The 25,455-nt window shown below is 61.0% G+C and carries 27 protein-coding genes and 1 pseudogene; 13 read left to right on the top strand and 15 right to left on the bottom strand.

Features of this window, described 5'->3' with window-relative positions:
• Window positions 1–3 precede the first annotated feature (3 nt).
• The 3 genes from NAV33_RS11445 to NAV33_RS11435 are packed head-to-tail and all read right to left on the bottom strand — an operon-like array spanning window position 4 to window position 3,259.
• A complete protein-coding gene (locus NAV33_RS11445; protein WP_255980032.1) occupies window positions 4–765 on the bottom strand; it encodes a TerC family protein in 762 nt (253 codons plus the stop codon).
• Between the two features lie 5 nt (window positions 766–770).
• Window positions 771–1,352: a mechanosensitive ion channel family protein gene (locus NAV33_RS11440; RefSeq protein WP_255980030.1), complete on the bottom strand. Its 582-nt coding sequence runs from the start codon at window positions 1,350–1,352 to the stop codon at window positions 771–773.
• Window positions 1,349–3,259 (bottom strand): ATP-binding cassette domain-containing protein, encoded by a 1,911-nt coding sequence (locus NAV33_RS11435; protein ID WP_255980028.1) that lies wholly within the window; start codon window positions 3,257–3,259, stop codon window positions 1,349–1,351. Before NAV33_RS11435 ends, NAV33_RS11440 begins: the two co-directional genes overlap by 4 nt.
• Before the next feature lie 67 nt (window positions 3,260–3,326).
• Here NAV33_RS11435 and NAV33_RS11430 point away from each other — a divergent pair, with 67 nt between their 5' ends.
• On the top strand, window positions 3,327–3,803 hold the full coding sequence (locus tag NAV33_RS11430; protein WP_255980026.1) for a TIGR02444 family protein: 477 nt from the start codon (window positions 3,327–3,329) through the stop codon (window positions 3,801–3,803).
• Here the strand turns inward: NAV33_RS11430 and NAV33_RS11425 are convergent.
• From NAV33_RS11425 to NAV33_RS11385, 9 genes are all read right to left on the bottom strand, one after another.
• A complete protein-coding gene (locus tag NAV33_RS11425; RefSeq protein WP_255980024.1) occupies window positions 3,779–4,585 on the bottom strand; it encodes an AlgP family protein in 807 nt (268 codons plus the stop codon). The two genes, NAV33_RS11430 and NAV33_RS11425, sit on opposite strands and share 25 nt — an antisense overlap.
• A 110-nt stretch (window positions 4,586–4,695) precedes the next feature.
• A complete protein-coding gene (gene rsd / locus NAV33_RS11420; RefSeq protein ID WP_255980022.1) occupies window positions 4,696–5,160 on the bottom strand; it encodes a sigma D regulator in 465 nt (154 codons plus the stop codon).
• Window positions 5,161–5,412: 252 nt separating this feature from the next.
• Window positions 5,413–5,904, bottom strand: coding sequence for a disulfide bond formation protein B (locus tag NAV33_RS11415; RefSeq protein WP_255980020.1), 492 nt, complete (start codon window positions 5,902–5,904; stop codon window positions 5,413–5,415).
• Window positions 5,905–6,021: 117 nt separating this feature from the next.
• Window positions 6,022–7,260, bottom strand: a complete 1,239-nt coding sequence (locus NAV33_RS11410; protein ID WP_255980018.1) for a heme biosynthesis HemY N-terminal domain-containing protein — start codon at window positions 7,258–7,260, stop codon at window positions 6,022–6,024.
• The gene (locus NAV33_RS11405; protein WP_255980016.1) at window positions 7,257–8,462 is read right to left on the bottom strand and encodes a uroporphyrinogen-III C-methyltransferase; all 1,206 of its coding nucleotides are present in this window, start codon (window positions 8,460–8,462) and stop codon (window positions 7,257–7,259) included. Before NAV33_RS11405 ends, NAV33_RS11410 begins: the two co-directional genes overlap by 4 nt.
• 16 nt (window positions 8,463–8,478) lie before the next feature.
• Entirely contained in the window at window positions 8,479–9,249 is a 771-nt protein-coding gene (locus NAV33_RS11400; RefSeq protein WP_255980014.1) for a uroporphyrinogen-III synthase, read from the bottom strand.
• Complete coding sequence (gene hemC / locus NAV33_RS11395) at window positions 9,246–10,184, bottom strand: hydroxymethylbilane synthase (protein WP_255980012.1); 939 nt, start codon at window positions 10,182–10,184, stop codon at window positions 9,246–9,248. The genes NAV33_RS11400 and hemC overlap by 4 nt, the downstream gene beginning before the upstream one ends.
• A 150-nt stretch (window positions 10,185–10,334) precedes the next feature.
• On the bottom strand, window positions 10,335–11,081 hold the full coding sequence (locus NAV33_RS11390) for a LytR/AlgR family response regulator transcription factor (RefSeq protein ID WP_255980010.1): 747 nt from the start codon (window positions 11,079–11,081) through the stop codon (window positions 10,335–10,337).
• Entirely contained in the window at window positions 11,078–12,160 is a 1,083-nt protein-coding gene (locus tag NAV33_RS11385) for a sensor histidine kinase (protein ID WP_255980008.1), read from the bottom strand. Before NAV33_RS11385 ends, NAV33_RS11390 begins: the two co-directional genes overlap by 4 nt.
• A gap of 166 nt (window positions 12,161–12,326) precedes the next feature.
• Between NAV33_RS11385 and argH the strand changes: the two genes are divergently transcribed.
• The 3 genes from argH (at window position 12,327) to NAV33_RS11370 (ending at window position 14,919) form a co-directional block, all read left to right on the top strand.
• Complete coding sequence (gene argH, locus NAV33_RS11380) at window positions 12,327–13,721, top strand: argininosuccinate lyase (RefSeq protein WP_255980006.1); 1,395 nt, start codon at window positions 12,327–12,329, stop codon at window positions 13,719–13,721.
• Window positions 13,722–13,828: 107 nt separating this feature from the next.
• A complete protein-coding gene (locus NAV33_RS11375) occupies window positions 13,829–14,311 on the top strand; it encodes a GNAT family N-acetyltransferase (RefSeq protein ID WP_255980004.1) in 483 nt (160 codons plus the stop codon).
• 80 nt (window positions 14,312–14,391) lie between these two features.
• Complete coding sequence (locus NAV33_RS11370) at window positions 14,392–14,919, top strand: hypothetical protein (protein ID WP_255980002.1); 528 nt, start codon at window positions 14,392–14,394, stop codon at window positions 14,917–14,919.
• Here NAV33_RS11370 and NAV33_RS11365 read toward each other — a convergent pair whose 3' ends face one another.
• Window positions 14,920–15,885 (bottom strand): magnesium transporter CorA family protein, encoded by a 966-nt coding sequence (locus tag NAV33_RS11365; protein ID WP_255980000.1) that lies wholly within the window; start codon window positions 15,883–15,885, stop codon window positions 14,920–14,922.
• 164 nt (window positions 15,886–16,049) lie between these two features.
• On the opposite strand from NAV33_RS11365, the pseudogene NAV33_RS11360 reads away from it, so the two are divergent.
• From NAV33_RS11360 to NAV33_RS11350, 3 genes and pseudogenes are all read left to right on the top strand, one after another.
• Window positions 16,050–16,301: pseudogene (locus NAV33_RS11360) on the top strand (hypothetical protein); the annotation flags it as partial.
• Window positions 16,302–16,378: 77 nt separating this feature from the next.
• Window positions 16,379–16,624, top strand: a complete 246-nt coding sequence (locus NAV33_RS11355; RefSeq protein WP_255979996.1) for a TIGR02647 family protein — start codon at window positions 16,379–16,381, stop codon at window positions 16,622–16,624.
• 194 nt (window positions 16,625–16,818) lie between these two features.
• A complete protein-coding gene (locus tag NAV33_RS11350; RefSeq protein ID WP_255979994.1) occupies window positions 16,819–19,650 on the top strand; it encodes a class I adenylate cyclase in 2,832 nt (943 codons plus the stop codon).
• A gap of 45 nt (window positions 19,651–19,695) precedes the next feature.
• Here NAV33_RS11350 and rnk read toward each other — a convergent pair whose 3' ends face one another.
• Together rnk and cyaY are read right to left on the bottom strand one after the other, a co-directional pair.
• Window positions 19,696–20,103 carry a nucleoside diphosphate kinase regulator gene (gene rnk / locus NAV33_RS11345; RefSeq protein WP_255979992.1) on the bottom strand — a complete coding sequence of 136 codons (408 nt, stop codon included), beginning with the start codon at window positions 20,101–20,103 and terminating at the stop codon, window positions 19,696–19,698.
• 165 nt (window positions 20,104–20,268) lie between these two features.
• Window positions 20,269–20,601, bottom strand: a complete 333-nt coding sequence (gene cyaY, locus NAV33_RS11340) for an iron donor protein CyaY (protein ID WP_255979990.1) — start codon at window positions 20,599–20,601, stop codon at window positions 20,269–20,271.
• Window positions 20,602–20,801: 200 nt separating this feature from the next.
• Between cyaY and lptM the strand changes: the two genes are divergently transcribed.
• Genes lptM through NAV33_RS11310 form a run of 6 tightly spaced genes read left to right on the top strand, consistent with a single transcriptional unit; the run spans window position 20,802 to window position 25,366 of the window.
• Window positions 20,802–20,942, top strand: a complete 141-nt coding sequence (gene lptM, locus NAV33_RS11335) for an LPS translocon maturation chaperone LptM (RefSeq protein WP_255979988.1) — start codon at window positions 20,802–20,804, stop codon at window positions 20,940–20,942.
• A gap of 12 nt (window positions 20,943–20,954) precedes the next feature.
• On the top strand, window positions 20,955–22,202 hold the full coding sequence (lysA, locus tag NAV33_RS11330) for a diaminopimelate decarboxylase (RefSeq protein WP_255979986.1): 1,248 nt from the start codon (window positions 20,955–20,957) through the stop codon (window positions 22,200–22,202).
• Between the two features lie 10 nt (window positions 22,203–22,212).
• Window positions 22,213–23,043, top strand: coding sequence for a diaminopimelate epimerase (gene dapF / locus NAV33_RS11325; RefSeq protein WP_255979984.1), 831 nt, complete (start codon window positions 22,213–22,215; stop codon window positions 23,041–23,043).
• On the top strand, window positions 23,040–23,735 hold the full coding sequence (locus tag NAV33_RS11320; protein WP_255979982.1) for a DUF484 family protein: 696 nt from the start codon (window positions 23,040–23,042) through the stop codon (window positions 23,733–23,735). Before dapF ends, NAV33_RS11320 begins: the two co-directional genes overlap by 4 nt.
• Before the next feature lie 39 nt (window positions 23,736–23,774).
• The gene (gene xerC / locus NAV33_RS11315) at window positions 23,775–24,674 is read left to right on the top strand and encodes a tyrosine recombinase XerC (protein WP_255979980.1); all 900 of its coding nucleotides are present in this window, start codon (window positions 23,775–23,777) and stop codon (window positions 24,672–24,674) included.
• Window positions 24,671–25,366, top strand: coding sequence for an HAD family hydrolase (locus NAV33_RS11310; protein WP_255979978.1), 696 nt, complete (start codon window positions 24,671–24,673; stop codon window positions 25,364–25,366). The genes xerC and NAV33_RS11310 overlap by 4 nt, the downstream gene beginning before the upstream one ends.
• The last annotated feature ends 89 nt before the right edge of the window (window positions 25,367–25,455 follow it).

The following is a 25,455-nucleotide window of genomic DNA, read 5'->3' as shown; positions in this document are numbered from 1 at the left end:
GGGTTAGCCTGGCATATCCTTGCCGAGCTTGACCGGGTCCTTCAGTTTGCGGTTCATTGCCTTGCGCATACGGATGTTGAGCGCTTCTACCGCCAGCGAGAACGCCATCGCGAAGTACACGTAGCCCTTGGGCACGTGCGCGCCGAAGGCCTCAGCAACCAGCAGGGTGCCGACCACGATAAGGAACGACAGCGCAAGAATCTTCAGCGTTGGATGCTTCTCGATGAAATTACTGATAGTGCCGGCTGCCAGCATCATCACCCCAACGGCGATGACAATCGCGGCAATCATCACCTGCACGTTGTCCACCAAACCCACCGCAGTAATCACCGAGTCCAGCGAGAAGACGATATCGATCACCGCGATCTGCAGAATGATGCCAATGAAGCCGGCCTTGACCGCGCCGCCGGTGGTACCGTCCTGGCCTTCTTCGCCTTCGACGCTGTGCCAGATCTCCATCGTGCTTTTGAACAGCAGGAACAAACCGCCGAAGAACAGGATAAGGTCACGACCGGACACGCCATGCTCGAACACCGTGAACAAATCGTTGGTCAGGCGCATCACCCAGGCAATCGACAACAGCAGCAGGATTCGCGTCCCCATTGCCAGCGCAAGCCCGAAGAAGCGCGCCTTGGGTTGCTGTTCCTTCGGCAAGCGTCCGACCAGAATGGAAATGAAAATGATGTTGTCGATGCCGAGAACGATTTCCAAGGCGGTCAGGGTCAGAAACGCGACCCAGATTTCTGGACTGCTAAGCCATTCCATGAGTATTACTCGTGTGTGTTGTGATTGAGGGTCTGTATGTCGGTCCCGCGCCAACGGCGCACGACTTTCTGAAAGAACAAGCTGTTGGGCACCTGAACAATTGCACCGGTTCCGCTTTCGGATACCTCTTCAAGCGTGGTGTAAAGCAGGTTGATATCGATGACTCGGCCCTTGACGATGGGCTTGTCGAGGCTTTCGACCAGCTCCACCAGATCACCCAACCGAAAGGGCCCAACCGTCATGATCAGCACGGCGCAGAGTAGGTTGGAGAGCACGCTCCAGATGGCGAAGAACGCAATTGCCGCCACCGCCACGAACCCGGAGAAGGCGGTCCAGAGCACCGTTGCGGACACTCCGAAACGCTCCAGCACCATGATCATCGCGCCGCCAATGACGAACCAGCGAATACCACCACGCAGCGGCAGGAGCAACTCGGGCGGAAGCGGATAACGACTGCCAAGCCTCGTCAATCCGCGCACCACCAGGCGCTGCAAAATGTAAGCGACCAGCAGGATCAGCAGCACCTGCAATCCGAGCAGTAACTGGTCACGCCATTCTTGGGAAAGAAGCAATATCTGATCGTTCATGCACTGGCCTCGAGTTGACTCTGCAATGCTTCGAGCGCCTCAAGCGCTTCCAGCCAGGCCTCTTCCAGCTCGCTCTCGCGTACCTTCAACTCCGCCTGTTTGGCGAGCAACTCACGTAGTTCGTCCTTGCGTGCCGCCTCGTAGATAGCGGCATCACCGAGGCGCTCTTCGAGCACAGCCAGCTTGTCGTGGACGCCGGCCAGGTCTTTTTCCAGCTTGTCTGCCTGCCGCTTGAGCGGCGCCAGCTGCTGACGTAGCGCTGCTGCAGCCTGACGCAAGGCACGCTTGTCTGTCTTGTCACCGGCAGGCTCGGCGGTGCTCACCGGCTGCTGGCGGGCCCGGTAATCCACCAACCACCGGGCATAGTCTTCGAGATCACCGTCAAACGCAGCGATCCGCCCTTCAGCCACCAGCAGAAACTCATCGGTGGTGCTCTTGAGCAGATGGCGGTCGTGCGACACCACCAGTACAGCGCCTTCGAAATCCTGCAGCGCCAGCGTCAATGCCAGACGCATTTCCAGATCCAGGTGGTTGGTCGGCTCGTCGAGCAGCAGCAGGTTGGGTTTACCCCAGGCAATCAGCGCCAGCGCCAGCCGAGCCTTCTCGCCACCGGAAAAATTGAGTACCGGTTCATCGCAGCGATTGCCGCGAAAATCGAAACCACCCAGGAAGTCGCGTAATACCTGCTCCCGCTCGCCCGGCGCGATGCGCTGCAAGTGCAGCAGTGGGCTGGCCCTGGGGTCCAGCGCGTCGAGCTGATGCTGGGCGAAATAGCCGATCACCAAATTCTCGCCGCGTTGCAGGCGGCCGCTTAATGGCTGCAACTCGTTTGCCAGCGTCTTGATCAGCGTGGACTTGCCCGCACCATTGGGGCCGAGCAGGCCAATCCGTGCGCCGGGTACCAGCTGCAGTTTGACCTTGTCCAATACCACTTTGTCGCCGTAACCGAGGCGCCCCTCAGCCAGATCCAGCAGCGGGCTAGATACCTTGTCCGCTTCGCGGAAAACGAAGTCGAACGGAGAATCGATATGTGCCGGCGCCAGCTCCTCGAGCTTTTCTAGCGCCTTGATTCGGCTCTGTGCCTGGCGTGCCTTGCTTGCCTTGGCCTTGAAGCGGCGGATGAAGTCTTCCATGTGCTCGCGCTGCGCCTGTTGCTTCTCGAATGCCTGCTGCTGCTGTGCCAGCCGCTCGGCACGCGCCCGTTCGAAGGCCGAATAGCCGCCTCGGTAAAGGGTCAGCTTGCGCTGTTCGACGTGCACGACGTTGCCCACGACCTCGTCGAGGAAGTCACGGTCGTGCGAAATCAGCATCAACGTACCGGGATAGCTCTTGAGCCAAGCTTCAAGCCAGAGAATGGCATCTAGATCGAGGTGGTTGGTGGGCTCGTCGAGCAGCAGCAAATCGGAGGGGCACATCAGCGCCTGCGCCAGGTTCAGGCGCATCCGCCAACCACCGGAAAAGCTGCTGACCGGAAGATCCATCTGCTCGTTGGCGAAACCCAGGCCGGCGAGCAGCTTGCGCGCGCGCGCATCGGCGGTATAACCGTCAGCGTTGTCCAGCTCGGTATGCAGGCGCGCCAGCGCCGTGCCGTCATGGGCAGCCTCGGCGGCGGCCAGCGCCGCCTGGACGCGACGCAACTCGGTATCGCCGTCGAGCACGTAATCCACGGCCAGGCGATCGAGCGTATCGACCTCCTGACGCATATGGGCGATACGCCAGTCCGGCGGCAATCGGCAATCGCCGCCATCAGGAGCGAACTCCCCGCGCAGCAAGGCGAAAAGGCTAGATTTACCGGCGCCGTTGGCACCAACCAGCCCGACCTTCTGGCCAGGATGAAGGGTCAGCTCGGCGCCTTCGAGCAAACGCTGCGGGCCGCGCTGTAGAGTCAGGTTCTGAAGTCGGATCATAATGGCGGCGGAGTTTATCAGGTCGCCTGGAAATCCATCCGGTGCCAATGAAAAAAAGCAGTTACCGATGACTACCGATGAACTGTGGAATTTTGCCGTCGCCTGCTACGCCAAACCTGGCGTGGAAGCCGCTTGCCTCGAACTGCAGACGGCTGGCGCAGATGTTTGCTTAATGTTGACCGGCGCCTGGCTGGATTGCCGCGGCATCGCCCGTGACGAGATGCGACTGGCGCAGCTGAAAGAAATCAGCGATGTCTGGCGGAGCCAGGTGGTCGCACCACTGCGCAGCCTTCGCCAAGGCTGGCGTAAACAGGCCGCAAACGATGAAGAATTGGCTGCTCTACGCGAGCGGGTAAAAAAACTGGAACTGGACGCCGAGCGCGTCCAACTCCAGCGCTTGCAACATGCAACGCGGCACTGGACGACAGAGAGCCGAACAACTGATTGGCTGGAGCGGCTCTGCGCCGATCTCAACGGCGAACTACACGCACCGCTGGAAGTACTGCGACGCGCGGCGAATCAGTTCGCGCTGGGCGACGACTGATTTTCAGTTTCGTTCGTGGCTGCGGCCGGCTTGCGCGGAGCTATTGGCTTGCGCGCTGCAGGCTTCTTCGCGGCGGGCTTGCCAACTGCCGGCGTAGATTGTTCCGCTGAAGGTCGCTTACTGCGGCTTCCGGCGGAACGAGACGCGCCCGTCGCCGGCGCGTTGAGTGCGGATGGTTTGGCCGCGGTCGGCGTCTCCGATGTAACGATCTCCGCAGCACCGGGTTTAGCGCGGCTTCCGGCGGAACCAGAGGTTACTGTCGAAACCTTGGGCGTCGCTTTGGCAGTGGGCCGTTTGGCTGGAGTGGCTTTGGCAGTGGGCTTGGTGGCACTAGTGGATGCCTTGCTCGGGGCCTTAGCGGTAGGAGACGGGGCCTGCTTGCCACGTGACGCCAGAGCTTGCGCAGCGGCCTTTTCAACCTGAGTGACGCCTTGGGCGAGATTTAGGCTTTGTTCCACATCGCGCTTCAATTCAGACAGATAGCTCAGCGTTTCGCCTTGCCGCGCCTGTAGCAAAGCGAGCATGCCTTCGAGTTCGACGAGCTTGGCACGGGCTTTGGTCTTTTCCTTCGACTTGCCCGCGCCACCCGCATCGTCGAGTTTGACTCGGGCCTTGGTGAGTTTTTCCTGTGCCTTTTCACACTGCTTCTCAAGCTTGGCAAGCAGAGTTTCCGTGTCCTTCTGCGCCTCGTTGCAAGCCGTTTCCAGATGCTCCACCAAGCTGCGCGACAACTGCTGCAGCAAGTCCAACGGCGTGGTTACAGAGTTCTTCTTCGTAGGCATGAAGGCGCCTCCTGGCAGGATGGTGCAGCAATACTGGATGGGCAGCAGCAGTCGACCAACAGCCCCAAAACGGCATGCCGCGCGCAGCGCCTATTTAAGCTCGACCAGGGTCAGGCGGTAGCGGCGGCCTGCTTATGCGCCGTGTGCAGCACTTCGATCAGGCAGTCTTCAAGCTCGAAGCGCTCATGCAGCAGTCGCCCAAGACAATTCAACTCATCCGGCAGGCCCGGGCTGTCGAGGCAGTCACCGTTATCGCAACGATCATTGAAGGCCACCGCAACCTCGGTAATCGCTTCGATGCGCGGATAGATCTGATGGGCTAGGTCGAGGCCGCGCTTGTCTCCGAATGCTTCGGCTTCATCGAGCAACTGCTCGTATATCTCAAAATGTCCGGCCGACACGTAGTCGAGCAGAATTTCACAAAATTTCTGCAAGGCGGAACGGCTCGCGGTGGCGTCGCTTACATGCAACCCATCGAATGCGTTGATCAGTGCGTGGCGCTCTTGCAGCCAACGGTCGATCAGCAAGTGCACACCTCCCCAGCGTTCCTGGGCGTTCCGACAGCTCTCGAGCATGATGACCTCACTTCCCTTATCAATGATGCTTGTTGCGCCTTCCAAGACGATGTTTTTGTCTGGGGATAATGGCCTCGGGTGAGTGACAGCGAATTGGCAGAAAACCGACACTGCCCGAGCAGACTATGCCGCGACGATCGAAGCATCAAGCAGCGCGGACGAAATTCTCTAGCAACAATTGTGACGAATCGCTTCGCTCTGGATCATTGACCGCCAAGCGCAGCGATCATTCATCCACTCCGAAAAAAAGCCTCAATCGCGCCGCAGCAGTTGCCAAAGACAGAAAATCGCCATACCGATAAACGCCAGCAAGGTCCACTCGGGGATGCTCAGACCCAGCAATGTCCAGCTGACTTCGGCGCACTCGGCCGTGCCGTGAAGCACCAGTCGGGCAATCTCTTGGAACGGCAATGCATTCATCATGTATTCGAGACTGGGCAGGCAGCTCGGCAGCTGATCGGCCGGCATGTTCTGCAGCCATATCTGACGTATGGCTGTGGCACCACCGGCGAGCGCGGATAGCAGCGCCAGAATCGAATAAACGCGGCGGCCGGTGGTGCGCGGACCATGAATCGCAGCGACCAGGCAAACCAGGCCGAAAGCGATTACGCAGATGCGCTGAACGATGCACAAAGGGCACGGCGCCAGACCGACTACATGTTCCAGATAGAGCGCAGCGATCATCATCAGCACGCTGCCGATGAAGGCTAGAAGAAATAGCGAACGTGGGCTGGCCAGGTTCATGGTGACTCCGCAGACAGGGAAAAGCTCGCTACGGTAGTGCTGCGCGCGGCGAGCTGCAAGCGCTATGCAAGACTCGACGCGGCGGCACGGGATGGCCGTCACGCGCTTTGCCGGCCGTTAGCTGCCGCTGATGACCTGCAGTTGGCTACCGCCTGATCGATCGAGGAGCCCGAGCCCTTCTTGGAAGAGCCGATTGCTGCGCTCGTTGTCACCTAGCTGTGCCAGCAGGCGCGCAAGCTCGGCGCAGGTTTCCGCACGGTGTTCGAAGCGCAGGCTCGCTTCCAGGTAATCGCGTGCTTTGCCCCAGAGTTCATTGCGCAAGCTCAAACGCCCAAGCGCAAGCAGCAGCTCGGCATTTTCCGGGTGGCCTTTCAGCCAGGCCTCCGCATGCGCCAGTTGGCGCGACGGCTCGCGTCCGCGCACACGCCCATAGCGCTCGACCAGACGATCATCGAACTGACGCTTGAGCGCGGCATAGAGAACCTCTTCTGCTTTCTCTTCGGCACCCAGCCGACTTAGACCATCGGCGTAGGCGCGTACCACCAACGGTTCGCTGCGTAACGCGTTTGGTACAGTCTGCCAGCGTTGGTTAAGTGATTGCTGGGCATCGCTTTCGGCACTGCCTTGAGCCTGACCGGCTTGCTCCAGAGCGGCCGTCCAGGTCAGCAATTCCAGTTCACTCAAGCGCGCAGGTGGCAGAACGCGATGCTTGTGCAGCTCCGGCAGCAACCGGCACAGCGCGGGCCAGTCCTGCAACTGAACGTAGAGCTGCTGCAACAGGGTCAGGACATAGGGATGCCGCGGATGGTCAGCATGCAGCACATTCAGTGACTCACGAGCTTCGCCGTATTGCCCACGTGCGATCTGCAACTGAGCCTGAGTCAGCCCAACCGCAAGCGTGGCCTGCGGTTCGCGCTTCCTCGCTTCTTGCAGCAGCTCGTCACTCTGCTCGTATTCACCCAACTCGCTGGCGGCACGGGCCGCACCAAGGTAATGCACCAGAGGATGATGATCGTGCTCGGCGGCGGTACGTAGATGGCTGAGCGCCTGGCTCCACTGGCCTTCGGCCAATTCCCGCAGGCCTATTTGCGAGGCCTTGGCAACGCGGCGTGCACGATGGCGCCGCGACCAGGGATTGGCCAGGGTACCGGAGGTATAAAGCAACCCCAGCACCCAGTGCACCACTAGAGCCACAAGCCAGAGGCAGGCGATCAGCCCCAGAAATACCCAGAAGCTCGACTCATAGCGAAAACGGTCGTAACTGATCAGGACGTAGCCGGAATCTTGAAAAATGGCCCAGCCGAGAAAGCCGACAATGGCGAGCAGGACGACGAGTATGATGGCCAGCCGTTTCATATGCGCTGCCCCTCCTCGCCAGTCCGCTCAGCCTCGGGTGCCTGTTCAGCTTCGCCAGCGGGTTGTTCGCTTGCACCTTGTTCAGAAGGTTCGGCGCTCTCGGCAGATTCGCGCTCCTGTACATAGGCCTGCATGGCCTTCAATGCGGGCGACAAATCCGGCAGGGTGACCGATACCTGCCGCTTTGCAAGCGCCTCGATGCGATCACGCAGGCCGCGGCTCTGACCGTTCTCTTCGCTGAAGTGGTCCTCGATCAGCCGAGCGGCCTGGCTCAGGGACTGCCGATAAACTTCCGCGTTGCCGTTGAGCACGGCCCACTGCGCCTGCTCGATAGCCAACGAAAGGGCCAGCCGCACCTGCGCCAGGCTCTGACCGGCAAGCAGCGGCTTGACATCGGTGCCGGCGTTGAAATCAATCCGCACGTAGCGTGTCAGCTCATTAAGCCAACGCTGCCAGCGGCTTTCGCTCTGCGTCTCAGGCTGGCTTTGGCCGTTCTCGAATTCAGGGGCCAAACCGCTAAGCTGATTGGCCTGACCGCGCAACGCGCCCAGTTGCAGGAACAGGCCGGTACGGTCCAGCTCCGGCAAACTGCGCAGCGCTTCGAGACCCTCCAGCAGCTTCTGTCGGGCCCCGTAAGCGCCCGGATCGTCCTGCTTGCGCAAGATCAGATCTGCTTCGGCAATCAGCGATTCGGCGCTGTTCACGTCCTGCATGGCCGACAGCCGCAACATGGCCATGCGCAACAAATGCTCGGCTTCAGCGAGTCGCCACTGCTCGCGGCTGGCTCCGAGTACCTGCTCGACCCGCCCGGAAAGCCGTTGTTGGTCGCTTTGCAGTTCCGAAAGCAGACGCCGCCGATCTTCCAGTTGCTCTGCTGAGGGCAACTGTTCCAGCCGTCCCAGACGACTGGCCAGTTGCTGACTGTGCTCGCCCAATTGACGTGCCTGCTCGCGAGTGGCTTGCGCCGCTTCGAGCTGCTGCTGTTCTTGCTGGCTCAGTTGTTGCGTCTGCCAGACGCTGTAGCCGCCAGCAGCCAGACCGGCAAGTCCGACCAGCAGCGCAAATCCGGCCAATCCGCGGCCGCTGCTATCGGTCTTCTGTGTGCTGCTTGCCGGCCTCTTCGGTGGAATGTCTTTAGCGGGTATAACGGGGTCGTTGCCCGTGGGTTGCTGCGGTGCCTTATCGGGATCTACTTCGCTCACGTTTCCATCCTTTGCATCAGAAAGCGGGCTCGGGATTTTCCCGCAGCGCCGCCAGCAAAGCCGCGGTTCCGGCACCACGGCAGTCCACTATTGTTTTGGCGCCCAACGCCACGGCCATCTCGGCCACACGCGGGCTCGGTACGAACAAGGGTAGTTCACGCAACAGGGACCAGTCGGAGCCAGCCAGCTCGCGCAACGACTCCAAGCCCTGCCCACTGCTGACCATTACCGCATTCAGCCGTTCCGAACGAAGGGTCTCGACCAGTATTCCGGGCGGGTAGTCGGGAAGATAGCGTCGATAGAGTTCGAGACAATCGACTTGAGCGCCACGACTGCGGAGCATCTCGGCAATATGCTCACGACCGCCTTCACCACGCAGGATCAGCACCTTTGGATCCGCCACGCCGAGCGCTTGGGCCAGACGCGGCAGAGCGAGTAACGCTTCGCTATCGTCGCCGCTGGCAGGCCAGCTGGCATCCAGTCCGAAGCCTTCCAGTATCGCCCCGGTCGCGGCTCCGACGCTGAACCAGACCGGTCCGAACGGCGGCTGTGGCCAATAGCGATCAAGCAGTTGCAACCCCAGCCTTGCGGCCGGCTTGCTGACCACCACGACGGCAGAATAGCGATCCAGCTCGAGCATCGTCGCGCGCTGCTCGGCCGTCTCGACTAAGGGCTCGATAGCAAGCAACGGCAGGCTGCTGCTCTGAATCCCCGCCTCGGACAGCGCCGCCGCCAGGGCGACGCTGTCTTCAGCAGGACGCGTTAGCAGCAGACGCCAGCCGCTCACGCCTTGCCGGCCTCGCCATAGACATCCTGAAGAATTTTTTCCGCGCCCTGCTCCAGCAGCGCTTCGGCAACCCGCACGCCCAATGCTTCGGCTTCAGCGACAGGCGCACGGTCTTCGGCACGGAGCAACAACGTGCCATCAGGTTGCCCCACCAAACCGCGCAGCCACAGCTGATCGCCTTCGAGCACCGCATAGCAGGCGATCGGCACCTGGCAACCGCCGTTCAGATGACGGTTCAAGGCGCGCTCGGCGCTGACCCGGATGGCGGTCTGCGGGTCGTTCATGCACTGCAGCAGCTCATGCAATTCGATATCGCCGGTACGGCACTCGATGCCGACCGCGCCCTGTCCACCCGCTGGCAGGCTGTCCTCAACGCTGATGCTGGAACGAATGCGCTCACCGAAGCCGAGGCGAATCAGGCCGGCGGCGGCGAGGATAATGGCGTCGTATTCGCCAGCATCGAGCTTGGCCAACCGGGTGTTCACGTTGCCGCGCAGGAACTGGATCTTCAGATCGGGACGCCGCGCCAGCAGTTGAGCCTGGCGCCGCAGACTCGAGGTGCCCACAACCGCACCGGCGGGCAGCACGTCGAAATTCTCGTAGTGATTGGAGACGAAGGCATCGCGCGGGTCCTCGCGCTCGCAGATGCAATACAGGCCAAGCCCCTCGGGAAATTCCATGGGCACGTCTTTCATGGAATGCACGGCAATGTCCGCTTCGTTCTCCATCAGTGCCGTTTCCAGCTCTTTGACGAACAGGCCCTTGCCACCGATTTTCGCCAGAGGAGCATCGAGCAACTTGTCACCGCGACTGACCATCGGCACCAGACTGACCGTCACCTCCGGATGTGCGGCTTCAAGGCGCACTTTGACGTACTCGGCCTGCCACAGGGCCAGGGCACTCTTGCGGGTAGCGATACGAATTTCGCGAGACATGACGATTCCAGGCAAATGAACTGCCGCGGATGATAACAGGCCCTCAAGCCTCAAGCCTCAAGCCTCAAGCCTCAAGCCTCAAGCCTCAAGCCTCAAGCCTCAAAGCTTGGGGCTTCTGCTTCATGCGGATATTCTTTTGGCTTGTCGCTATCACAGGTTCTGCATCAACTTACGCACCCCAGCGACGTGACGTCGGCTGACCGTCAGCGGCTCGCCTTCGAGGCCCTTGAGGAATAGCTGAAAATGACCGAGCGGAGTGCGCTGCAAGCGTTCGATGCGATCGCGGTAGACCAGCGCATTACGATGGATGCGCACGAAGCGATCACCGAACTCATCCTCGAGCGCCTTGAGCGGTTCGTCCAGCAGCACCTCGCCGCCCTCATGACGCAGGGTGACGTACTTGTGATCGGCAATGAAGTAAATCACCAGTGGCAACGGAATCAGCTCGATGCCCTTGCGGGTCCGCGCGCTGATGTGGCTGCGCGGCCCCGTACCGGTGATCGCGGCGGGACGGGTGAGCGCGGCGAGCTGGACCCGGTTCGGCCGTTCGGCTTTTTTCAGCGCCTCGGCGAGATGCTCCGGCCGCACCGGCTTGACCAAGTAGCCAACTGCGCTGACCTGAAAGGCATCAAGGGCGAATTCATCATGGGCCGTACAGAAAATCACGGCAGGGGGGGCATCGCGCTCGCATAACTTGGCTGCGACCTGAAGACCATCGAGGCCCGGCATACGGATATCCAGTAGCACGATATCAGGACGCAGCTCCTCGATCAGGGACAGCGCTTCCTGGCCATTGGACGCAGAAGGTTCCAGGACACGATAGCCGTCAAGGTCACCTACCAGTCGGCTGAGGCGCTCGCGGGCTAGAGGTTCGTCATCGACAATCAGCACATTCATATGGATCTGGCTTCCTGCTTTTGTGTCGCACACGGATAGCGTAGACAGGTGTAGTAACGGGCGTTACGCCGCTCCACGCTGAGACTCGCTGCAGGACCGAAAAGTGCCGTTAGTCGTGCGTCTATATTATGCAGCGCCTGCTGTGTGCCCCGAGATGGCTGCGCTTGAGCAGTCTCGTCGAACGGGTTGCTGACCTGCAAATGAAACACGCCATCGGCATAATAGGCCGCCACGTTGACGACGCCACCCTCGATTCGCGGCTGAATTCCATGGATCAGCGCGTTCTCCAGCAAGGGTTGCAAGGTCAGCTGCGGGATCGGAAGGTCGTCCGGTACGCCGTCCACCTGCCAGTCGACCTGCAACCGCTCACCGAGCCGATAGTGCTCGATCGACAGATAGCGCCGCGACAGCTCCAGCTCCTCACGCCAGAGCACCAGCGTACCGGGCCGGGCGAGGCTGGCGCGAAACAGATCGGATAAGTCCAGCACCGCTTGCTCGGCCTTGGTCGGATTGCTGACTACCAGGCTGGCGATGCTGTTCAGGCTGTTGAACAGGAAATGCGGCCGGATGCGCGCCTGCAGCGACTCGATCCGCGCCATGAGCTCCGCTTGCTCCTGCCGCCTCCACTGACTCTGCAGGTAGAAATAGCGCAGCAGAAGTCCCGACATGATCAGGCTGATCAGCGCATGGCGCAGGTACAGATTGACCTCGCCAACACGCGTGAGCGGCCCGCCCAACTGGTAGATATCGGCCACTGCGGTGCAGGACAGCGTCAAACCGACCACCATGGCGCAGCAGGCAAGCCCTGCCAGCGCAGGCGACAGCCGCGCCAGCAAAGGCCGCAACTGGCAGGTCAGACCGGCCGAGAGCAACATCACCCACTGAACGAACAGCGAAGTCAGGGCCAGGCGCATCCAGTTGAAGCCCGGCTGCATCGGTTCGGCCAGCACCAGCACCAGTACCAACAGCTCGGCGAGCAGCACCAGGCCGAGCAGCGCCTCGGGCTGGCACAGCTCGGGCACGAAGAACTCATCGATCGGCGCGGCGGGGCGCGCCCGTTTGGGTCGTAGTGTTTGCATGGCGGCAGTTTCCGCGGGCGTTGGCGCTACCGCAACCAGGCCGTGATGCAGCGCAACCCCAAAGCATGAAATTGCTGCTCAGCTCACTGTTCGGGGCGACTCCGGAGCGCTGGCCAACCCTGTTATCATCCGCGGTTTTCCAGTTCCCGATTCAGCGAGCGCATTCATGAGCACCGACAAGACCAACCAGTCCTGGGGCGGCCGTTTCAGCGAGCCCGTCGACGCCTTCGTCGCCCGATTCACCGCCTCCGTCGAGTTCGACAAGCGCCTCTACCGCCACGACATCATGGGCTCCATCGCCCACGCCACGATGCTGGCCAAGGCCGGCGTGCTGAGTAATGCCGAACGCGACCAGATCATCGCCAACCTGAAGGACATCCAGGGTGAGATCGAAGCCGGCACCTTCGACTGGCGCGTCGACCTCGAAGACGTACACATGAACATCGAAGCGCGTCTGACCGACCGCATCGGCGTGACCGGCAAGAAGCTGCACACCGGCCGCTCGCGTAACGATCAAGTCGCCACCGACATCCGCCTCTGGCTGCGTGACGAGATCGACACCATCCTCGCCGAAATCACTCGCCTGCAGCAGGGCCTGCTGGGTCTGGCCGAAGCCGAAGCCGACACCATCATGCCCGGCTTCACTCATCTGCAAACCGCCCAGCCGGTGACCTTCGGCCATCATCTGCTGGCCTGGTTCGAAATGCTCTCGCGCGACCACGAGCGTCTGGTCGACTGCCGTAAGCGGACCAACCGCATGCCGCTCGGCAGTGCCGCGCTGGCTGGCACGACGTACCCGATCCAGCGCGAAATCACCTGCGAGCTGTTGGGCTTCGAGGCCATTTCCGGTAACTCGCTAGACGGCGTCTCCGATCGCGACTTCGCTATCGAATTCTGCGCCGCCGCATCGGTGGCAATGATGCACCTGTCGCGCTTCTCCGAAGAGCTGGTGCTCTGGACCAGCGCGCAGTTCCAGTTCATCGACCTGCCCGACCGCTTCTGCACCGGTTCTTCGATCATGCCGCAGAAGAAGAATCCGGACGTGCCCGAACTGGTACGCGGCAAGACCGGCCGCGTATTCGGCGCGTTGAGCGGCCTGCTGGTGCTGATGAAGGGCCAGCCGCTGGCCTACAACAAGGACAATCAGGAAGACAAGGAACCGCTGTTCGACGCCGCCGACACCCTGCGCGACTCGTTGCGTGCCTTCGCCGACATGGTTCCGGCGATCAAGCCCAAGCGCGAGATCATGCGCGAGGCGGCACTACGCGGCTTCTCCACCGCCACCGATCTGGCCGATTACCTGGTGCGCAAGGGCTTGCCGTTCCGCGACTGCCACGAGATCGTCGGGCATGCGGTGAAGTACGGCGTCGAGACCGGCAAGGACTTGGCTGAAATGAGCCTCGACGAGCTTCGCCAGTTCAGCGACCAGATCGGCGAAGACGTCTTTGCCGTGCTAACGCTGGAAGGCTCGGTCAACGCCCGCGACCACATTGGTGGCACGGCGCCGAATCAGGTACGCGCAGCGGTGCAGCGCGGGCAGGAACTGCTTACCTCGCGCTAAGCATCTGCTGTTGTCGTAGGAGCGAGCTTGCTCGCGAACGCGCTGTCCGCTGGGGCTTTTCGCGAGCAAGCTCGCTCCTACACAGATCAGGGAAACCGGAATTTCACATGACTCTGACCATCCGTCCCGCCACTCGCGATGACGCCGCGCTGATCCTGCGCTTCATCACCGAGCTTGCGATTTATGAGAAGGCCGAACATGAGGTCAAGACGGATGTGGCAGGCATCGAGTCCAGCCTGTTCTCGGCCAGCTCCACGGCCCAAGCACTGATCTGCGAGCGCGCCGGTGAGCCGATCGGCTACGCGGTGTACTTTTTCAACTACTCCACCTGGCTTGGCCGTAACGGGCTTTATCTCGAAGACCTCTACGTCAGTCCCGCAGCGCGCGGCACCGGCGCCGGCAAGGCGCTGCTTCGGCATCTGGCGAAACTCGCAGTGGCCAAGGATTGCGGCCGTTTCGAATGGGCCGTGCTGGATTGGAACGAACCGGCAATTCGTTTTTACGAATCGCTGGGCGCCAGGCCGCAGGAGGAGTGGACGACCTATCGCCTGAGTGGCGATGCGCTGTTAGCGCTCGCAGATAGCGACTGACGGAACCTGCGCGCGCCGTATTGGCCTACCGGTAACCTCACATCCGACAGGTTAATTTCCTGTCGCAGACCGGTACGTTTATGACCGACCTCCGAACACTGCTGTTGAATCACGACACGCAAGGCGCAGAAGTCTTCGATACGCCCAAGGAGCGCCTACTGTTCTACCGCTCTGAGATCCATTTCGAGTCGACGTTGTTGGCTGATCGAACCAGCTCGTACCTGTCGGCGCAGTCTTTTTTGATGATCGCTTTCGCCTCGTCAATGGCCAATACCAATCCTGAATGGGGCAGTCTGTTCCGCCTGGTAGTACCGGCGATCCTGGCGGGACTGGGCCTGCTGACGTCATTCCACGCGATGCCCGGAATCAAATCCAGCTTCGACGTCATAGAACGCTGGCATCAGAAACAGGCCGAATTACTACAGATCGAGGGCCAGGCAGGCCTGCTACCAAACCGGGAATCAGCGTTGTTCGGCGAAGGTAACAGTCCGGCCGGAGGTCATCGCTACAAGCGAACGCTGTTGTTCTCGCTACGCACGCCACTCATTTTCGCCTCGGTCTGGGCACTTTTCGGAGCCTTTTGCGTAGTGCTGTATTTTTTCGGCTGATTACAACCAATCGCGAAACTTGAACCAGGCGTAAGGAATTATCGCGGATATCACCATCATCATCAGCGCCATTGGATAGCCGAGTAGCCAGCCGAGCTCAGGCATGTGTTCGAAGTTCATGCCGTATACCGTGCCGACCAGCGTTGGTGGCAGGAATAGCACTGCAGCGATGGAGAACACCTTGATGATGCTGTTCTGCTCGATATTGATCAGGCCGAGCGTGGCATCGAGCAGAAAGGCGATATCGCCTAATAGTCGCGCTTGATGCTCGCCCAGCGAACGCACGTCCCGCTCCAGCGCCTTCAATAACCCTTTGGCGACGCCCTGCTTGGGCTCACCGGCATGCAGGCGGTAAAACGCGATCAAACGAGTCGAGCTGAACAGGCTTTCGCCCAGTTGCGACAGCAGCGAGCGATGCTGGCCAAGCTGCTGAATGATCTGCTGTAGGTCCCTGCGTTGCGCCTTTCTCTCATCGAAGATGCGACACGACAGAGCTTGGAGCTCAACCTGAACGTTTTCCAGCACGTCCGCGATGCGGTCGACAACCGCATCGGCCAAGCCAAGAAAAATCTGGTGACTGGTGCCAAAGACCGACGGCTGCCGTGCACTTTTGGTCTCAAACTGGCGAAACGCACTCAGTTCGGCGTAACGAACGGTTATCAGGCAGCGACGGGTCAGCACGAAGGTCACTTCGGCATTTTTCGGGCGACGATCGGTAATTCCCATCACCACCGTCGTGGTCATGAAGACCACACCGTCCTCGTCGTAAAAACGCGAAGAATCCTCGATTTCTGCCAGCTCTTCGCGGGTTGGAATATCCAGGCCCAGCGCCGACTCGACGAAGCGCTCTTCTTGCTGGTCAGGAGAAAGCAGGTCGATCCATAGCACATTGTCAGGGAGCGCCTGCAAATGCTCGGCAGTACGCCGCACCAGCGCGCCGTTTTCAAGACAGTGGAAAATGATCATGACTTGGTCGCGCTCCTCGAAAGCCCATAGTAGGAATAGAGACCGATCCAAGCGAAGCGTTCAGGCGGCATTGGCTACCAGACACGCAGCTTGCCGGGACACGACGAAACACGCTATCAAGATGTTCCCTAACGAGAGTTGCGCCCATGACCGATACCACTGCCGACGACGATGAAGCCTTCGCCGAAGAAACCTTGATCCAAGCCATCGAAAACCAGCTCAAGGCCGGCGAACCGGCCGCCACGCAGGCGACGCTGAACAAGCTGACCTTGGTTGGTTACGAGCGCGACGAAATTCTCAAGATGATGGCGTTGGTCCTGGCTTGCGAGATTCGGCAGATGCTCGAAGAAGACCGCGCATTCGACACCGAAGGCTACGAAACACTGCTGCGCAATCTGCCTGACCTCCCCGAATAGCGCCCTGTCGCGGCAGGTTCGCGCACAGCATCTACACTTCGCAAAAACGGCTTAGACCCACCACCCGAGGAGCGAACATGTCCTATACCCCCGATCTGATAGCCGAGTTGGAAATTCTTCGTCTGTTCAACCTCGACAACAAGCTCGAAGGCCTGAAGGTGCATCATGATGCCGGCAATGCCGCCATCGCCGCAGCCCAGCGCCTGCATGCCAAAGGCCTGACAACCCAGCCCGACGGCGGCTATCTGACCAGCCTCGGCCGCGACGCGGCTGAGCACACACAGGTCCTGCTGACCATTCTTTCGGAAACTGCCACAGCCTGACATTAGCGCAGTTCTGGCGCGCCATAACGAGCGCCAGCCCCGCTCACAGCAATTTCCCGTCGCGGATACCACGTTGCAACCGGCAACGGTTGCCGCTGTGGCTTTTCCTCTGGGCCTTCACCCGTGGTACTTTCCGCCCTCACTGCCTCGATAAACTGGTCGGACAACGTCGACCGCCTGCACGAACTGCCTGAATGACCCGCCACCAGGAAATCCGCCCCGTTCTAGAAGAGGGTATCGACCGCAAGGTCCTTGGCGCGCTACGCGCTCGCTTTCTGTCCGTCAATGCCGGTCGCCTGGAGCGCGCCCGGCTGGCTATGCCGCCGCGCCAGCAACTGGTACTCAAACTGCTGCCGCTGCTTTTTCACGTCAACCATCCGATCCTGCCGGGTTACGTTTCCGGCACCACGCCGGCAGGGCTGGCTGGGTTCGAACCGGATGCCGAGACGCTGGCCGAGGCGCAGCGTCTGAGTCGCTCCTTTTCCTACAAGCCGCTGCGTGGCAGTCCGCCACAGTCGATCCTCGGCTTGTTTCTGATGGGCAGCTTGGGGACCGTCGCCCAGGACGAGCAGAGCGATCTGGATGTCTGGGTCTGTCATGATCCGGAACTGTCGCCACAGCAGATCGACGAGCTGCGGCGAAAGTGTGATTTATTACAGGCCTGGGCCGCTACGCAGGGCAGCGAGGCGCATTTTTTTCTGGTCGACCCGCTGCGCTTCACCCAAGGTGAGCGGGAAGCGAAACTGACCTCCGACGACTGCGGCACCACCCAACATTACTTGCTGCTCGATGAGTTCTACCGCACTGCCATCTGGCTCGGCGGGCGCACACCGCTCTGGTGGCTGGTGCCGGATTATGAAGAGCACCGTTACAACGAGTACGTGCGCACCCTGCTGGACAAACGCTTCGTGCGTAGCGATGAGGTGCTCGACCTTGGCAGTCTCGGCAACATCCCGCCAGGCGAATACCTCGGTGCCGGCTTGTGGCAGTTGTACAAGGCCATCGAGTCGCCTTACAAATCCCTGTTCAAGCTTCTACTCGTCGAGGTGTATGCCAGCGAGCATCCCCAGGTGCGCTGCCTGAGCCTGGATTTCAAGCAGGCGGTCTATGCCAACCGCTTGGAGTTGGACGATCTCGATCCCTATATCGTCGCGTACCGCAGGATAGAGCAATACCTTGCCGGCCGCGGTGACCGGGAGCGCCTGGCCCTATTACGGCGCTGCCTTTATCTGAAGATTAACAAGCCACTAAGCCGCCCCCCCACCAGCCGCAACAAGAGCTGGAAGCGGCGCCTGCTCGAATGCCTCACCCAGCACTGGGAATGGGGCGAGCGGCAGTTCGCCCAGCTCGATGGGCGCAGCCAGTGGAAGGTTCGGAGAGTGGTGGAAGAGCGGCGCGCATTGGTCAATGAGCTGACCTACGGTTACCGCTTTCTCAGCGAACTGGCCCGGCGACTGCAAATCACCAGCAGCATCAATGGGCGCGACTTCGGCGTGCTCGGCCGACGTCTGCACGCTGCCATCGAGCGCAAGGCCGGCAAGATTGAGTCGATCAATCTTGGCATAGCGCCAGACTTGGCCGAACACAGCCTGACGCTCGTTCATGGTTACGATGCCGCCGGTGACGTTTCCTGGGCGCTCTACGAGGGCAACCTGAACGCGAGGCAAATCACCAATTTTTCGCCGTTGAAGCGCTCCCGCGAATTGGTACCGCTACTTGCTTGGTGTCATCGCAACGGCGTAATCGATGCCGCGACCCATGTCGCGCTTCACCCGGGCGATAGCGGGCTGGCCGAGGCAGAGCTGTTTTCCCTTCTGACTGATCTCAGGCAGGCATTTCCAATGCCGCTGCAAGCGATCGCCGACGATGCGTTACTGAGCGCTGCCTCTCCAGTCAAGGTGTTGTTGTTGGTAAACGTCGGCCTCGATCCGCTCAGTCCTCTGCAACCCCTGTCTTTCGACGAATTGAACGACTATCTGGGGCATGGCGCAGCCAGGAAAAAACTAGTGCTGAGTATCGATCAGCTCACGCTAAACAGCTGGAACGAGCTGATCGCCACCCGCTACGAAAGCGCCGCTCCTCTGCCGGACTGCCTGCGTGACTACCTGCAGGAACTGCCTGCAAATGGCGAAAGGCCGAGCCTACAGGTGCGCTGCTTCTGCCGAAACGCTGGCGTGGCTGTGGCCCGACGGGTCGAAACGGTCTTCCTCGACGCGCAGGTGGGGCTCGGCGAACCGGGCGAGAATCGTTACTTGCTTCAGGTCCGCCAACATTTCCATCTGCTTGACCTGATCCCCGGCAATGTTCGTCATACAGCCCTGAGCGACATAGATGCACTGCTTGAGCATCTTGGCGAGGCACATCAAGGCTACCGTCCGATTCGGGTAGATCGTCATGCGCTGGAAGGTAATGACCTATCGCTGATCCTCGCCCAGGCCAGACCGCAGTGTCTGCAGGTGTTCTACCGCATCCAGGGCGCCATGGCGGAGCTGACCGTACTCGACGAATTCAATGCGCTGTGGCGCCAACAGGCGCCCTACCGAGACGAGCAGAGCCTGCTGACCCCGCTCCTACGCTTCCTGCAATCGGTGAGCTATCGCCGCACCACCCAGCTGCCGTTCGAGGAAAGCCGCCTCGCAGCCGTGGATATCCTGTTCTATCGGATACAGCCGCCTTCGCCGGATCGACCATCGACCATCGAGCGCAGGCCTGCGCCACGCGAGGAAGCCAGCGATCCGTTCTATGACATCCAGGCAATCATCGAGCCCAGCGAAAAAGGCCGTTTGCAGGTCACGCTTTACTGCAACCATCAGGAGTTTTCCAGCCCGGAATATGGAGCCGAGCTATTCGCTGCGGTAGCCCGCTACATCCTGGCGCAGCGTCGCAGCGGCGAGCGCTACCCCTGCTACATCACCGACCTGGACCTGTCGGGGCTTCAGGGCAACGGGCGAACCCAGACCGTGCAGCATCTGCGCTACAAGGCCCAGCTTGAAACCGCGCTGAATCAGGCCCTGATGTCGGTTTGACGAAACGCGGCGCCGACATATTCGCAAAGGCGTCGCGCAAGCTCGCTACAGGTTGACATCACCCGCCGCTTCCGGCTGATATTCGACCGCGAGCAGGGTCAGCTTGAGCACCTTGCCACCCGGTGTCGGCCAGTCGATGTGCTGACCGACGCTCATGCCCAACAGCGCACTGCCGACCGGTGCAAGCACTGAGACAGTGCCCTCTTTGCCAGCGTCCTGAGGAAAGACCAGCGTCAAGTGATAATCCTTGCCACTGCCTTCATCCAGGCAATGGACGCGGGAGTTCATGGACACCACGCCGGCAGGCAGCTCGCTACGCTCGACCACCTGGGCGCGGGACAACTCGTCCTCGAGCGCCTCAGCAGCCGGACCGTAGTCAGCCAGACTGTCGAGCAATCGCTCAAGCCGCTGCAGATCGGGTTGGGTGATGATGATGAGCGGTGCGCTGGTCATGGGTCCTGGTGAGCTCCTGTAAAATTCGAATGACAAAAAAAGCAAAACCCCGCCCGAAGGCGGGGTTTTTTAACCTGAAGTGGACCCTATCACAGCTCATTAAATAAGCAAGCGACGCAGTACTACATCTCAATCGCCTAATAGCTGGGGCCCGTCAGGCTTGTCTCAAAGATCCTCGAAATCGAGCGCTTCGCCGCCCTGCTCCTGCGTGGCCCTGGCCAACAGCTCACCCAAGCGCTCATCGTTGGCGTCGCAAATCCACAGCGAGGCGGCTTCGTCGTAGTCGAAGTGAAACCCACCCGAGCGCGCTGCTACCCAGAGCTGACGCAAAGGCGGCTGACGGCTGAAGATCAGCTGGGTGCCGTTCTCGAAACGCACGGTGAGGACGCCGCCGGAATTTTCCAGATCGACATCCATGCCGCTGTGGTCGAACACATCTTCGATTTCTTCCTGCACAGCGTCGACAAGATCGTGAAAGCGCGCTTCGCTCAGACTCATGAATCGTTTCCTCGGTACGGGTGGTACGGCGGCGCCACGGGCCGGCCGGCGATGCTGGCGAGCTTAGCAGGGCACCGCCGCGTCTAGCGAGCGACTGCCAGCCCAACGACGCTTCAAAATCGCCGACCAGCGCGGCCACATAGGCAATCCGCTGGGTGCTGGGTATACTCCGGCCATCGATTTTTAAGGATTGCACCCCCATGAAGCGTCTGCTGCTTCCACTCATCGCACTTGCGGTTCTCGCTTCCGTACTCAGCGGCTGCGGCCAGAAAGGCCCGCTTTACCTGCCGGACGACGACGCAACCGCCAAAGAACGTTCCAAAGACCGTTTCGAACTGTAAAGGAGGCATTCTATGGAGGCCTTCTCGTACCGCGACGGTCAACTCTTCGCGGAGGGCGTGGCGCTGCCCGCCCTCGCGCAACGCTTCGGCACCCCTACCTACGTCTATTCGCGCGCGCATATCGAGGCCCAGTACCGCGCCTATGCCGATGCCCTGCAAGGCATGCCGCATCTGGTCTGTTTTGCGGTCAAGGCGAACTCGAACCTCGGTGTGCTGAACGTGCTGGCACGCCTGGGCGCCGGTTTCGACATCGTTTCGCGTGGCGAGCTCGAGCGTGTTCTCGCCGCGGGCGGTGTGCCTGAGCGCATCGTCTTTTCCGGCGTCGGCAAAACGCGTGATGACATGCGCCGTGCGCTGGAAGTCGGCGTGCACTGCTTTAACGTCGAGTCCACTGAGGAGCTCGAGCGCCTGCAACAGGTCGCGGCCGAGCTTGGTGCGATTGCGCCGGTGTCGCTGCGGGTCAATCCCGATGTCGATGCCGGAACGCACCCGTACATTTCCACCGGGCTCAAGGAAAACAAGTTCGGCATCGCTATTGCTGAGGCGGAAGAGGTTTATGCCCGCGCCCACGAGCTGTGCAACCTCCAAGTCGTTGGCGTGGATTGCCACATCGGCTCGCAGCTCACCACCCTGCCGCCGTTCCTCGATGCGCTCGACCGTCTGCTGGCGCTGATCGATCGCCTCGCCGTGCGCGGTATCCAGATTCGTCATCTAGATCTGGGCGGCGGTCTCGGCGTGCGCTATCGCGAAGAGCAGCCGCCGTTGGCGGGCGACTATATCCAGGCAGTGCGCAAGCGCATCGACGGACGCGACCTGGCGCTGGTCTTCGAGCCGGGCCGGTCCATCGTCGCCAACGCCGGCCTGTTGCTGACCCGCGTGGAATACCTCAAGCACACCGAACACAAGGATTTCGCCATCGTCGATGCTGCAATGAACGACCTGATCCGCCCGGCGCTGTATCAGGCCTGGATGGACGTCGTACCGGTGCAGCCCCGCGAAGGCGAGGCGCGCCATTACGACATCGTTGGGCCGATCTGCGAGACCGGCGACTTCCTCGCCAAGGAGCGCCCGTTGACCTTGGCCGAAGGCGATCTGCTGGCGGTGCGTTCGGCCGGTGCCTACGGATTCGTCATGAGCTCCAACTACAACACCCGCGGCCGTGCCGCCGAGGTGCTGGTGGATGGCGACGAAGCCTACGAAGTGCGCCGCCGCGAAAGCGTGCAGGAGCTATACGCCGGCGAAAGCCTGCTGCCTGCCTGAGGCCACGACGATGCTTTTGCGTTTTACCAAGATGCACGGCCTGGGCAACGATTTCATGGTCATCGACCTGATCAGCCAGCACGCGCACATCCAGCCCAAGCACGCCAAGCAGTGGGGTGATCGGCACACAGGCGTGGGCTTCGATCAGCTGTTGCTGGTTGAGCCGCCGCACAATCCCGACGTGGACTTCCGCTACCGCATCTTCAATTCCGACGGTTCCGAAGTGGAGCAGTGCGGCAACGGTGCACGTTGCTTCGCGCGTTTCGTGCTGGACAAGCGCCTGACCATGAAGCGGCAAATTCGCGTCGAGACCAAGGGCGGAATCATCGAACTGGACATCCGCCCGGACGGGCAGATCGGTGTCGACATGGGCCCACCACGACTGGTGCCTGCCGAGATTCCCTTCCAGGCCGACAGCGAAGCCCTGAGCTACCCGTTAGAAGTTGAAGGGCAGAAGCTGGATATCGCTGCGATCTCCATGGGCAACCCGCATTCCGTGCTGCGTGTGGATGACATCGACAACGCACCGGTGCAGGTGCTCGGACCGAAGATCGAGCACCATCCACGCTTCCCCCAGCGGGTCAATGCCGGCTTCATCCAGATCGTCGATCGCCAGCACGCGAAGCTGCGCGTATGGGAACGCGGCGCGGGTGAGACCCAAGCTTGCGGCACCGGCGCTTGCGCGGCTGCTGTCGCCGCGATTCGCCAGGGCTGGATGGATTCTCCCGTGCAGATCGATCTTCCAGGTGGCCGTCTATCCATCGAATGGGCAGGGCCAGGGCAGCCCGTTATGATGACCGGCCCCGCCGTTCGCGTTTTCGAAGGACAGGTTCGCCTATGACCGAGCAAAACCAGGACAAGCCGCAATTGCCGGACGCCGAAACCGTCGCCGCCTACTTGCGCGCCCATCCGGAATTCTTTGTCGATCACGACGAGTTGATCCCCGAGTTGCGTATCCCGCATCTGCCCGGTGGCGCCGTGTCGCTGGTCGAGCGGCAAGTGAAACTGCTGCGTGAACGCAACATCGAGATGCGCCACCGTCTGTCGCAACTGATGGATGTGGCCCGCGATAACGACAGGCTGTTCGACAAGACTCGCCGGCTGGTCCTCGATCTGTTGGATGCCAATAGCCTGGAAGAGATTATTGGCGCGGTGGACGAAAGCCTGCGGCACGAGTTCCAGGTGCCTTATGTCAGCCTGATCCTGTTCAGCGAATCGCCTTTGCCAGTCGGCCGCAGCGTCACCAGCGCCGAAGCACAACAAGCCATCGGCGGACTGCTCGGTGGCGGCAAGACAATCTGCGGTGTGTTGCGCCCGCATGAACTGGCATTCCTGTTCGGCGAAGAAGACAGCGGAGGTATCGGCTCGGCTGCAGTGGTCGCGCTCAATCAGCAGCAAGGCATTCTGGCGATCGGCAGCAAGGATCCACAGCACTACAAGAGCTCGCTGGGCACGCTGTTCCTAAGCTATATCGCCGAAGTGCTGACTCGGGTCCTTCCGCACCACTCTGCGCCGCTGCGTTCGGTACGTTAAGAGCAGTCGGAAGCTGCTTCAGCGACCCTGGGAACTTTCGTGCAAACCGATCTCGACGCCTATTTCCAACATCTGCGCAACGAGCGGCAGATGTCGCCGCATACGCTCGACGGATATCGGCGCGACCTGATCAAGGTGATGGACTATTGCCAGAAGCAGCATCTGGGGCAATGGTCCGAGCTGAAAAGCGTCCATATCCGTCAACTCATCGCCGAACAGCATCGCCAGAGCCAATCCAGCCGCAGCCTGGCGCGCCTGCTTTCGTCGCTGCGCGGCTTATACCGCTATCTCAACCAGGAAGGTCGCTGCACCCATGATCCGGCCGCCGGTATCTCCGCGCCCAGGGGTGAAAAGCGCCTGCCGCGGCTGCTCGATACCGACCGGGCAATGCAGCTGCTCGACGGCGGTGTCGAGGACGATTTCATCGGCCATCGCGATCAAGCCATGCTCGAGCTGTTCTATTCGTCCGGGTTGCGCCTGGCCGAGCTGGTCGGCCTGAATCTCGATCAGCTCGATTTGCCGGCCGGCCTGGTTCAGGTCCGCGGCAAAGGCAACAAGGAACGCGTGCTGCCTGTCGGACGCAAGGCGCGCGAGGCGCTGCAGGCCTGGCTGCCGCTGCGAGCGTTGAGCAATCCCGTCGATGCTGCCGTGTTCGTCAGCCAGCAGGGTCGCCGCCTCGGTGCACGCGCGGTGCAACTGCGGGTACGCCAGGCGGGCGTGCGCGAACTCGGACAGCACCTGCACCCGCATATGCTCAGGCATAGCTTCGCTAGCCACATGCTCGAATCGTCGCAAGACCTGCGCTCGGTGCAGGAGCTGCTGGGTCACGCTGACATCGGCACCACGCAGATCTACACCCATCTGGATTTCCAGCATTTGGCCAAGGTCTATGACCAGGCGCACCCGCGCGCCAAACGTAAGCGAGACAGTGACCCATGAGCATTCAGCTGATCACCTTCGACCTCGATGACACGCTGTGGGATGTCGGCCCGGTCATTCATAGTGCCGAAATCCGCCTGCGAGATTGGCTCGGCCAGCATGCACCGCGTCTGGGCGACTTTCCGGTCGAATCGCTGGCCGCGATCCGGCTCATGCTGGTCGAGTCCGAGCCAGGACTGAAGCACCGCATCAGCGAACTGCGCCGACGCATCCTCTTTCATGCGTTGCATGACGCCGGTTATCCAGGCGGCGAAGCGCAGGACATCGCCGACCAGGCATTCGAGGTCTTTCTCGAAGCCCGCCACGCTATCGACCTCTTTCCCGACGTTCACCCGACGCTGGAACACTTGGCCAACCGCTACACGCTCGGCGTGCTGACCAACGGCAATGCCGACATCCGCCGCCTGGGCCTGGCCGACTATTTCCAGTTCACCCTTTGCGCCGAAGAGCTGGGCATCGGCAAGCCGGACCCGCGACCTTTCCAGGAAGCGCTCAGCCGCGCGGGCGTGAGCGCCGAGCACGCCGTGCATATCGGTGATCACCCTGATGACGATATCGGTGGGGCACAGCGGGCCGGCGTCCGGGCCATCTGGTTCAATCCTGGCAGAGCGCCGTGGCAGCATGAAGGCCAGCCAGACGCGGAAATCCGCAGCCTTTCAGAGCTCCCGACGTTGCTGGCCCGCTGGCAATAAGGTTAACGAATCGCAGATACGACAAAGCCCAACACCGTCTGGTATTGGGCTTCGCTGTGGTAGGCCAAAGCAAGCAGATCTGGGCGGTC

Origin of the sequence: Stutzerimonas stutzeri, assembly GCF_024448715.1 — a bacterium.
Lineage (GTDB): Bacteria > Pseudomonadota > Gammaproteobacteria > Pseudomonadales > Pseudomonadaceae > Stutzerimonas > Stutzerimonas stutzeri_AR.
Note: the sequence above shows the minus strand (reverse complement) of the source record. Positions and strands in the feature narration are given on the sequence as shown.

Coding starts and splice junctions, on each gene's coding strand:
- NAV33_RS11445 (WP_255980032.1), bottom strand. CDS start 765: ATGGAATGGCTTAGCAGTCCAGAAATCTGGGTCGCGTTTCTGACCCTG.
- NAV33_RS11440 (WP_255980030.1), bottom strand. CDS start 1,352: ATGAACGATCAGATATTGCTTCTTTCCCAAGAATGGCGTGACCAGTTA.
- NAV33_RS11435 (WP_255980028.1), bottom strand. CDS start 3,259: ATGATCCGACTTCAGAACCTGACTCTACAGCGCGGCCCGCAGCGTTTG.
- NAV33_RS11430 (WP_255980026.1), top strand. CDS start 3,327: ATGACTACCGATGAACTGTGGAATTTTGCCGTCGCCTGCTACGCCAAA.
- NAV33_RS11425 (WP_255980024.1), bottom strand. CDS start 4,585: ATGCCTACGAAGAAGAACTCTGTAACCACGCCGTTGGACTTGCTGCAG.
- rsd (WP_255980022.1), bottom strand. CDS start 5,160: ATGCTCGAGAGCTGTCGGAACGCCCAGGAACGCTGGGGAGGTGTGCAC.
- NAV33_RS11415 (WP_255980020.1), bottom strand. CDS start 5,904: ATGAACCTGGCCAGCCCACGTTCGCTATTTCTTCTAGCCTTCATCGGC.
- NAV33_RS11410 (WP_255980018.1), bottom strand. CDS start 7,260: ATGAAACGGCTGGCCATCATACTCGTCGTCCTGCTCGCCATTGTCGGC.
- hemC (WP_255980012.1), bottom strand. CDS start 10,184: ATGTCTCGCGAAATTCGTATCGCTACCCGCAAGAGTGCCCTGGCCCTG.
- NAV33_RS11390 (WP_255980010.1), bottom strand. CDS start 11,081: ATGAATGTGCTGATTGTCGATGACGAACCTCTAGCCCGCGAGCGCCTC.
- NAV33_RS11385 (WP_255980008.1), bottom strand. CDS start 12,160: ATGCAAACACTACGACCCAAACGGGCGCGCCCCGCCGCGCCGATCGAT.
- argH (WP_255980006.1), top strand. CDS start 12,327: ATGAGCACCGACAAGACCAACCAGTCCTGGGGCGGCCGTTTCAGCGAG.
- NAV33_RS11375 (WP_255980004.1), top strand. CDS start 13,829: ATGACTCTGACCATCCGTCCCGCCACTCGCGATGACGCCGCGCTGATC.
- NAV33_RS11370 (WP_255980002.1), top strand. CDS start 14,392: ATGACCGACCTCCGAACACTGCTGTTGAATCACGACACGCAAGGCGCA.
- NAV33_RS11365 (WP_255980000.1), bottom strand. CDS start 15,885: ATGATCATTTTCCACTGTCTTGAAAACGGCGCGCTGGTGCGGCGTACT.
- NAV33_RS11355 (WP_255979996.1), top strand. CDS start 16,379: ATGTCCTATACCCCCGATCTGATAGCCGAGTTGGAAATTCTTCGTCTG.
- NAV33_RS11350 (WP_255979994.1), top strand. CDS start 16,819: ATGACCCGCCACCAGGAAATCCGCCCCGTTCTAGAAGAGGGTATCGAC.
- rnk (WP_255979992.1), bottom strand. CDS start 20,103: ATGACCAGCGCACCGCTCATCATCATCACCCAACCCGATCTGCAGCGG.
- cyaY (WP_255979990.1), bottom strand. CDS start 20,601: ATGAGTCTGAGCGAAGCGCGCTTTCACGATCTTGTCGACGCTGTGCAG.
- lptM (WP_255979988.1), top strand. CDS start 20,802: ATGAAGCGTCTGCTGCTTCCACTCATCGCACTTGCGGTTCTCGCTTCC.
- lysA (WP_255979986.1), top strand. CDS start 20,955: ATGGAGGCCTTCTCGTACCGCGACGGTCAACTCTTCGCGGAGGGCGTG.
- dapF (WP_255979984.1), top strand. CDS start 22,213: ATGCTTTTGCGTTTTACCAAGATGCACGGCCTGGGCAACGATTTCATG.
- NAV33_RS11320 (WP_255979982.1), top strand. CDS start 23,040: ATGACCGAGCAAAACCAGGACAAGCCGCAATTGCCGGACGCCGAAACC.
- NAV33_RS11310 (WP_255979978.1), top strand. CDS start 24,671: ATGAGCATTCAGCTGATCACCTTCGACCTCGATGACACGCTGTGGGAT.